We start from the raw sequence: 6,035 nt of genomic DNA, 5'->3' as shown, positions 1-6,035 counted from the left end.
TGTTCCTCGACCCGGTCCTCAACGACGCCAATGTCGACATCTGGGTCATGAACAACATCTATGAGACGCTCATCAATCCGACCGATGACGGACTGGGGCTCCAGCCCGGACTGGCGACGGAATGGACCCTCAACGAGACCGGCGATGCCGTCACCCTGAAACTCCGTGAAGGGGTCAAGTTCTCGGATGGCACGCCGATGACGGCCGAGGATGTCGTCTGGTCGCTCGACCGCGCCAGGAACCCGGAGAACGGCATCTGGAACTTCCTTCTCGCCTCGGTCGATGCCGTGACGTCGCCCGATCCGCAGACGATCGAGTTGAAGCTGAAATACCCTGACCCGACGATCCTGTCGGCGCTCAGCGTGTTCAACTCCGCCGTCATGCCGAAAGCCGCGTTCGAGGCGATGCCGGGCGACACCGACAAGGCCAAGGCCGAGGAATTCGCCAAGAAGCCGATCGGCACCGGCCCCTTCATGCTCGAAAGCTGGGACCGCGGCGCAACGATGAAATTGGTCAAGAACCCCAACTATTGGGACCAGGGCGAGGACGGGCAGCCGCTCCCATATCTCGACGGCCTGACGTTCGAGATCATTCCGGATGACGCGACCCGCATCCTCAAGCTGCAGTCGGGTGACATCGAGGGGGCGGAGTTCATTCCCTTCGCGCGGGTGGCCGAGCTGAAGGCCGACCCCAACATCAACATGGAGCTGTTCCCCGGCACCCGCGTCTGGGACGTCATCATCAACGTCCGCCCCGAGCTCGACGGCAAGCCCAACCCGCTTTCGGACGAAAAGGTCCGCCAGGCGATGAACTACGCCGCCAACAAGGATGCGCTCGTGCAGGTGGTGACCTACGGCGTCGGCACGCCGCTGTCGTCCTTCATGTCCTCGACCACGCCGATGCATTCGGGCGACGGGCCGCTTTTCCCCTACGATCTGGAGAAAGCGAAGTCGCTGATGGCCGAGTCCGGTTTCCCCGACGGCTTCAAGACCAGCATCCTCACGATCGCCGGCAACCAGGACGACCTCGGCATCACGACCGCGCTTCAGCAGATGTGGAAGGAGATCGGCATCGACCTTGAGATCAGGCAGGTCGACAATGCCTCGCGCACGGAACAGTACCGCAACGGCACGTTCGAGATGCGCACGGGCGGTTGGACCAACGACATCGCCGATGCCAGCCAGATCACCTCGTACTTCGCTTACAGCCCGACCATCGATGCGCTGCATTCCGGTTGGAAGAACGAAGAGGTGGACAAGCTCTTCGAAGCCTCGCAGAAAGAGATGGACACAGCGAAGCGCGCCGAGCAGTTCGCGCGCATCCAGGAAATCTTCAACGCGACCGGGCCGACCATCCCGCTCTATGAGACGCCGTATCCCGTGGCCCTCGGAAAGAACGTCAACGGGTTCATCCAGATCCCGCTCGGCAACAACATCTTCCGCGAAACGTGGCTCGCGAAGTGACGATATCCGCCGCGGAGGGGGCAACCCCTCCGCGTCTTGCGGCGGTGCGCATCAGGAGACGTGACCTTTGCACCTGGCATCCTTCATCGTCCGCCGTCTTCTGCAGCTGATCCCGACGCTTCTCTTCATCCTGATTGTCGTCTTCGTTCTGGTCCGCCTGCTGCCCGGCGATCCCGCGAGCGCAATTCTCGGCGACCGGGCGCTCGACGCCGATGTGGAACGCATCAACCGTGAGCTTGGCCTCGACCGTTCGCTTCCGGTGCAGTTCGCGGTCTTCGCGAAATCGGTGGCGACCGGCAATCTGGGCAATTCGATCCACCTCAAGCTTCCGGTCGCTGAACTGATCGCCGCGCGGCTGCCCATCACCATTCTGCTCACCGTCATGGCGGCGCTGATCGCGGTTCTCTTCGCGGTGCCCCTGGCCTTCGTCGCGGCGCTTCGGCGTGGGCGCGCGGCCGACAGCGTCGTGCGCGGCGCCTTCCAGGTGGGGCTGTCGATGCCCGTCTTCTATCTGGGGCTGATCCTGCTGACCGTCTTTGGCGCGCGGCTTGGCTGGTTTCCTGTCGGAGGCTACGGTGACGGCTTCCTCGACCATCTCTATCATCTGTTCCTGCCCGCGCTGACCCTGGCGCTGAGCCTGTCGGCGATCCTGATGCGCAATCTTCGGGCCGCGATCATCGGCGTGATAGACGCCGAATACGTGCAGTTCGCGCGTGCCAAGGGGCTGCGCCCGCGGCTCATCCTGTCCCGCCACGTCCTGCGCAACGCGCTGATCTCGACCGTGGCGCTGTTCGGGCTGTCGATCGGCACGCTGCTGGGCGGCGCGGTAATCACCGAGACCGTCTTTGCCATTCCCGGCGCCGGGCGGCTCATGGTGGACAGCATCTATGGCCGCGACTATCCGGTGGTGCAGGGCCTGACCATCGCGCTCGCCGTGCTCGTCTCGCTGACCTTCCTGCTGACCGACCTCGTCCAGGCCTGGCTCGACCCGAGGGTGGCGCGATGACGGATGTGACGACGCCCATGATGGCCGCGCGCCGCCGCCGCGTTCTGCCCCGGCCGCTGATCTTCGGCGCGACGATCCTTCTCGCCAGCGCTGTCGTGGCGGTTTTCCCCGCCCAGGTCGCACCCTATGACCCCAATGCCTTCGACTACGGCGCATTGCTTCAGGCTCCGACCTCCGCCCACCCGATGGGCACCGACAATTTCGGCCGCGACGTGCTTTCCCGCGTCCTGCACGCCTACACGATCGACATGCAGATCGCGTTCTTCGCCACCGTCTTCCCGTTCCTGTTCGGCACCGTCGTCGGCGCGCTTGTGGGTTATGCCGGCGGTTGGGCCGAGGTCATCTTCGGGCGGATCGTGGATGCGGTCATCACCTTTCCCTTCCTCGTCCTCGTCATCGCCATCGTCTCGGTTCTTGGGCCCGGCCTCGTGAACATGTATATCGCCGTCGGCGTCGTCGGCTGGGTCTTCTACGCCCGCATCATCGCTGCCGAAGTCCGCGTGCAGAAGCGGCTCGACTATGCCGATGCGGGGCGGGCGATGGGCTATACCCATGCGCGGATCATCTTCGTCCATCTGCTGCCCAACGCGATCACCCCCGCCATCGTCTACTGGATGACCGACATGGCGCTGGCGATCCTGCTCGGCTCCAGCCTCGGCTATCTCGGGCTTGGCGCCCAGCCCCCGGCCGCCGAATGGGGGGTGCAGATCGCCGACGGCAAGAACTTCATGGCGACGGCCTGGTGGATTTCGGTCTTTCCCGGCCTCGCCATCGTGCTGACGGGCCTCGGCTTCAGCCTGACCGGCGACGGGCTGGCGGAACTTCTGAGGACCAAGCGATGACCCAGGCTCCGGCGCTCGAGGTGCGCAACCTCACGACCACCTTCGCCGGCGGGCGCCTGACCGCCGTCAACGACGTCTCCTTCACCGTCCTGCCCGGCGAGGTGCTGGGCCTCGTCGGCGAAAGCGGATCGGGCAAGAGCGTGACGCTGCGCTCGATCATGCGTCTCCTGCCGGCTTCGGGCGCTGTCTCGGGCCATGTGCGCTGGCAGGGCCGCGACATCCTGACGATGAGCGATGCCGATCTGCGCGGCGTGCGCGGCGGCCAGATCTCGATGATCTTTCAGGAGCCGATGACCGCGCTGAACCCGGTCCTGCCGGTCTTCACCCAGATCGAGGAGAACCTCAAGGCGCATACCGATCTGGACCGGGCCGCACGGGCCGCCCGCGCCCGCGACCTCATGGACCTCGTGGGCATTCCCGACGCCGCGCGGCGGCTGAAGGAATATCCCCACCAGTTCTCGGGCGGGATGCGGCAGCGGGTGATGATCGCCATCGCGCTGGCCGGCGACCCCACGCTGCTTCTGGCCGACGAACCCACAACGGCACTGGATGTCACGATCCAGGACCAGATCCTGAAACTGATCCTTGACCTGCGCGACGAGCTGTCGATGAGCGTCGTTCTGGTCACCCATGATCTTGGCGTTGTCGCGGCGACCTGCGACCGGATCGCGGTCATGTATGCGGGGCGCATTGTCGAGACGGGAACGGTCCGCGATGTCTTCGCCCAGCCCGCCCATGCCTATACCCGCGGGCTGCTCGGATCGGTGCCGCATGCCGGGACGGAGCGCAGCATGCTGCTGTCTATCGAGGGCACGCCGCCGCCGCTTGACCGGATTCCGGCCGGCTGCGCGTTCAATCCGCGCTGCGACTTCGCGACCGGACCCTGCCGCGCCCGCGTGCCCGTGCTGGAAGACCTCGCGCCCGGCCGCAGCGTGGCCTGCTTCAACCGGACCGCCGTCACAGCCGCCGGATCGCCGGTATGACGGGCGAGGTCCTGATCACCGCCGAGAATGTCGGCAAGCGGTTCCCGCTCAGGCAAGGCGTCCTGCACCGGCTCTCGGGCCAGCCTGCGCCGGCGGTCCATGCGCTGAACGGGGTCAGCCTCGAGATCCGGCGCGGCGAAACGCTGGGCATTGTCGGCGAAAGCGGCTGCGGGAAATCGACTTTGGCGCGCTGTCTCGTGCGGCTGCACGACTGCGACGCCGGGCGGATCGTCTTCGAAGGCCAGGACATCGCCTTGCTGCAAGGCAAGGTCCGGCGCGCGTTCAACCGCCGCGTCCAGATGATCTTTCAGGACCCCTACAGCTCTCTCAATCCGCGCATGAAGGTGCGCGGCATTCTGGGCGAGGCCCTTGGCGTCCACAAGATGCGCCCTGCCGCCGGGATCCCCGGGCGCATAGAGGAACTGCTGGCGCTGGTGCGCCTGAACCCCGACGCCGCCGACCGCTATCCGCACGAGTTTTCCGGCGGCCAGCGCCAGCGCATCGGAATTGCGCGGGCGCTGGCGGTGGAGCCCGAAGTGCTGGTCGCGGATGAACTTGTCTCCGCCCTCGACGTGTCGGTGCAGGCGCAAGTGGTGAACCTGCTTCTCGACCTGCAGGAGCGGCTGCACCTGACGGTCGTGTTCGTCGCCCACGATCTGCGCCTGGTGCGCCATATCTCACACCGGGTGGCCGTCATGTATCTCGGCAAGGTGGTCGAGATCGGGCCGACCGAGGCGCTGTTCTCCGCCCCCCGCCATCCCTATACCCGCGCGCTTCTCGATGCCGCGCCCGAGCTTGACCCCGCCCGTCGCAGCCGCAAGGTCGCCGCGCGGGGCGAGTTGCCAAGCCCGATCAACCTGCCGCAGGGTTGCCTGTTCCACACCCGCTGTCCGCACGCCTTCGACCGCTGCCGGACCGAACGTCCGGAACTGTCCCCGCGGGGAACCGGGCACCTCGCTGCCTGCCACCTAGCCGACTTCGGCAAACCGGAGACCAGGACATGAGCTATGCCGACTTCGAGGCCCGCATGGCGCGGATCAACGACGTCATCTGCGCGGTAAACCTTCTTGGCTGGGATGCACGCACGATGATGCCGCCCGGCGGCATCGATGCGCGCGGCCATCAGGTTGCAACGCTGACCGACCTCGCCCGCGATCTGGCGACCGGCGAGGACATGCGCCGCGCGATGGACGGCGCCCGCGATGAACTGGCCTCGGCCCCGGGGGACGACATTCGCCGCCGCGCGCTGGCGCGGGCCGAGGCCGAGATCGGCACGCTTTCCCGCATTCCGTCGCGCATCGTCTCCGAGATGGCGGGGCTCAAGACCCGCGCCCACGCGGCATGGGCCGAGGCGCGGGCGAAGAACGACTTCGCGGGCTACGCGCCGCTTCTCGACCGGATGATGGCCATGCAGCGCGAGATATCCGCGGCGATCGGCGGCGGGGTGCATCCCTATGACCCGCTGATCGGCATGTATGAACCCGGCATGAACTACCAGCGGCTTCAGACGATCTACGCACGCCTCAAATCCGCCTTGGTGCCGCTGATCGAACGCGCCGCGGCCGCGCCGCAGCCGCGCATGGATTTCCTCGAACGCCCCTTCCCGATCGCCGAGCAGAAGGCCTTCGGCCTGAAGATCGCCGCCCGCATGGGCTATGACCTGAACCGGGGTCGGCTTGACGACACGGTGCATCCGTTCGAGATTTCCTTCACCCGCGATGACGTGCGCATCACCAGCCGC

At 66.3% G+C, this 6,035-nt stretch carries 5 protein-coding genes and 1 pseudogene; all 6 read left to right on the top strand.

The genetic code is table 11. The features are described 5' to 3' along the window. A partial coding sequence (locus ACMUOO_RS16215) for an ABC transporter substrate-binding protein (protein ID WP_413855722.1) occupies nucleotides 1-1,463 on the top strand: 1,463 nt, incomplete at its 5' end. Between the two features lie 67 nt (nucleotides 1,464-1,530). Beyond that, nucleotides 1,531-2,469, top strand: a complete 939-nt coding sequence (locus ACMUOO_RS16210; protein WP_301917696.1) for an ABC transporter permease — start codon at nucleotides 1,531-1,533, stop codon at nucleotides 2,467-2,469. After that, nucleotides 2,466-3,311 carry an ABC transporter permease gene (locus tag ACMUOO_RS16205; RefSeq protein ID WP_301917697.1) on the top strand — a complete coding sequence of 282 codons (846 nt, stop codon included), beginning with the start codon at nucleotides 2,466-2,468 and terminating at the stop codon, nucleotides 3,309-3,311. Before ACMUOO_RS16210 ends, ACMUOO_RS16205 begins: the two co-directional genes overlap by 4 nt. Beyond that, entirely contained in the window at nucleotides 3,308-4,294 is a 987-nt protein-coding gene (locus ACMUOO_RS16200) for an ABC transporter ATP-binding protein (protein WP_413855721.1), read from the top strand. The genes ACMUOO_RS16205 and ACMUOO_RS16200 overlap by 4 nt, the downstream gene beginning before the upstream one ends. After that, complete coding sequence (locus ACMUOO_RS16195) at nucleotides 4,291-5,298, top strand: ABC transporter ATP-binding protein (RefSeq protein ID WP_301917699.1); 1,008 nt, start codon at nucleotides 4,291-4,293, stop codon at nucleotides 5,296-5,298. The genes ACMUOO_RS16200 and ACMUOO_RS16195 overlap by 4 nt, the downstream gene beginning before the upstream one ends. Further along, nucleotides 5,295-6,035: pseudogene (locus ACMUOO_RS16190) on the top strand (carboxypeptidase M32); the annotation flags it as partial. The gene ACMUOO_RS16195 and the pseudogene ACMUOO_RS16190, both read left to right, overlap by 4 nt.

It is taken from the genome of Albidovulum sp. (assembly GCF_041919395.1).
Taxonomy (GTDB): Bacteria; Pseudomonadota; Alphaproteobacteria; order Rhodobacterales; family Rhodobacteraceae; genus Albidovulum.
Note: the sequence above shows the minus strand (reverse complement) of the source record. Positions and strands in the feature narration are given on the sequence as shown.